We start from the raw sequence: 2,821 nt of genomic DNA on the forward strand, positions 1-2,821 counted from the left end.
TGATCTGTGTTGACACGGTGGATGTGTCGGGATTCTCGGGTGCGCCGGTCACGGATGCGGATCGGGTGTCGCCGTTGCGGGCGTCGAACTCTGCGTATGTGATATTCACGTCGGGGTCGACGGGCCGTCCCAAGGGGGTGGCGGTCAGCCATGAGGCGATTGTCAACCAGGTGCTGTGGATGCAGTCGGAGTACGGCATCGACGAGTCGGATGTGTATTTGCAGAAGACGGCGACGACGTTCGATGTGTCGTTGTGGGGTTTCTTCGTTTCGTTGATCTCGGGTGCGCGGTTGGTGGTGGCGACACCTGATGGTCACCGGGATCCCGCGTATTTGGCGGATACGATTGTCGAGCATCAGGTGACGGTGACGGATTTTGTGCCGTCGATGTTGACGGTGTTCGTGTCGGCGGTCGCGGAGGAGGCGTTGTCTTCGTTGCGGCATGTGTTCGTGATCGGTGAGGCGTTGCCGGTGGAAACCGCGCGTGGTTTCACTGCGGTCAGTGGTGCTGGGTTGCACAACTTGTACGGTCCGACGGAGGCGGCAGTCAGCATCACGTATCACCGGGTCGACGGTGCCGAGTCGAGCGGTGTGCCGATCGGTGTGCCGGTGTGGAATTCGCAGGTGTTCGTCCTTGATGGGCGGTTGCGTCCGGTGCCGGTGGGTGTTCCGGGTGAGTTGTATCTGGCGGGTGTGCAGTTGGCGCGGGGGTATGTGTCGCGGCCGGATCTGACGTCGGACCGGTTTGTGGCGAGTCCGTTCGGTGGTTCGGGTGAGCGTATGTACCGCACGGGTGATCTGGTTGCCTGGCGTCCCGATGGGGTGCTCGAGTACATCGGTCGTACTGACTTTCAGGTGAAGTTCCGTGGGCAGCGGATTGAGTTGGGGGAGATCGAGTCCGCTTTGCTGGTGGACGGTGCGGTGTCGCAGGCTGTGGTGGTGGTGCGCGGTGATGGGCGTGCCGGGGATCAGTTGGTGGCGTATGTGGTTCCGGTGCCGGGTGGTTCGATCGAGGCGGATCGGTTGCGTGTGTCGGTGGCGGGGCGTTTGCCGTCGTACATGGTGCCGTCGGCGTTTGTGGTGTTGGGGGAGTTGCCGCTGAATGCGTCGGGCAAGTTGGATCGGAAGGCGTTGCCGGCGCCGGTGTTCGAGGCGAAGGTGTTCCGGGCTCCGTCGACTCCGGTGGAGGAGATCGTGGCGGGGGTGTTCGCCGATGTGTTGGGGGTGGAGTCGGTTGGTGTGGATGATGATTTCTTCGGTTTGGGTGGTAATTCGCTGATCGCGACGCAGGTGGTGTCGCGGTTGGGTGCGGCGTTGGATGCGCAGGTGCCGGTGCGCACCATCTTCGAGGCGTCGACGGTGCATGGGTTGGCGGCGCGGGTGGAGTCGCATGCGGGTGCTGGTGGTCGGGTGCCGTTGGTGGCGCGGGAGCGTTCGGGGCGGGTGCCGTTGTCGTTGGCGCAGTCTCGGATGTGGTTTTTGAACCGGTTCGAGCCGGAGTCGGCTGCATATAACATTCCGGTCGCGATCCGTCTTGTTGGTGTGCTCGATGTTGCGGCGTTGCGGGCGGCTGTTGGCGACGTCGTCGGCCGGCATGAGGCGTTGCGGACGGTGTATCCGGAGACTGTTGATGGTCCGGTGCAGGAGATAGTTTCTGCGGCGGAGGTTGTTCCGGATTTGACGCCGGTCGTGGTGGCTGAGGATCAGGTGCTGGGTCGGGTGGTGGACCTGGTGTCGGCTGGGTTCGATGTGACGGCGGGGGTGCCGGTGCGGGCCGCGTTGTTCCGGGTCGCCGAGGACGAGTTCGTGTTGGCGTTGGTGGTGCATCACATCAGTGCGGATGGTTTTTCGATGGGTCCGTTGACGCGGGATGTGATGGTGGCGTATGCGGCTCGGGTGCGGGGGGAGGTGCCGGGGTGGGCGCCGCTCGAGGTGCAGTATGCGGATTTTGCGTTGTGGCAGCGTGAGGTGTTGGGGTCGGAGGATGATCCGGCGTCGTTGATTGCGCAGCAGGAGTTGTTCTGGACGGATGCTTTGGCGGGGTTGCCGGATCAGTTGGATTTGCCGGTGGATCGGCCGCGTCCGGTGGTGGCGTCGAATCGGGGTGCGAGTTATTCGTTTGCGGTCGGTGCTGATGTGCATCGGGCCTTGAATGTGCTTGCGCGGGAGAGTAATGCGACGTTGTTCATGGTGGTGCATGCGGCGTTGGCGGTGTTGTTGTCGCGGTTGTCGGGGACCGGGGATGTTGCGGTGGGGACGCCGGTGGCGGGGCGTGGTGAGGAGGCGCTCGACGAGTTGGTCGGGATGTTCGTGAACACGGTGGTGTTGCGGACCGAGGTTGATCCGGGTGTGTCGTTCACGGAGTTGTTGGGGCGTACGCGTGAGGTGGATGTGGCTGCGTTCGGGCACAGTGATGTGCCGTTCGAGCGGTTGGTGGAGGTGCTTGATCCGGTCCGATCGACAGCGCGGCATCCGTTGTTCCAGGTGGCGTTGGCGTTCCAGAACGTGGGTCAGAGCACGTTCGAGTTGCCGGGGTTGTCGATTTCGGGTGTGGAGTTCGATGCGGCGGTGGCGAAGTTCGATTTGCAGGTGACGGTCATCGAGTCGGTCGACGAGCAGGGTGTGTCGGCGGGGTTGTCGGTGCAGTTCACGTATGCGACGGATTTGTTCGATGAGTCGACGGTGGTGGGGTTCGCGGATCGGTTTGTGCGGGTCCTCGAGGCGGTGACGGTGGATTCTGCGGTGCCGGTGGGGGAGATCGAGATCCTTGATGCGGTGGAGCGGGATCTGGTGGTGTCGGGGTGGAATGACACCGGGCATCC

1 protein-coding gene is annotated in these 2,821 nt (G+C 63.3%); it reads left to right on the top strand.

Annotation, left to right across the window (positions count from 1 at the left end; all coding sequences use genetic code 11):
- Positions 1-2,821 (top strand): non-ribosomal peptide synthetase (locus MLGJGCBP_RS50100; RefSeq protein WP_201453381.1); only part of this gene is annotated, 2,821 nt, incomplete at both ends.

Origin of the sequence: Rhodococcus sp. T7, assembly GCF_009872365.1 — a bacterium.
GTDB lineage: Bacteria > Actinomycetota > Actinomycetes > Mycobacteriales > Mycobacteriaceae > Rhodococcus_F.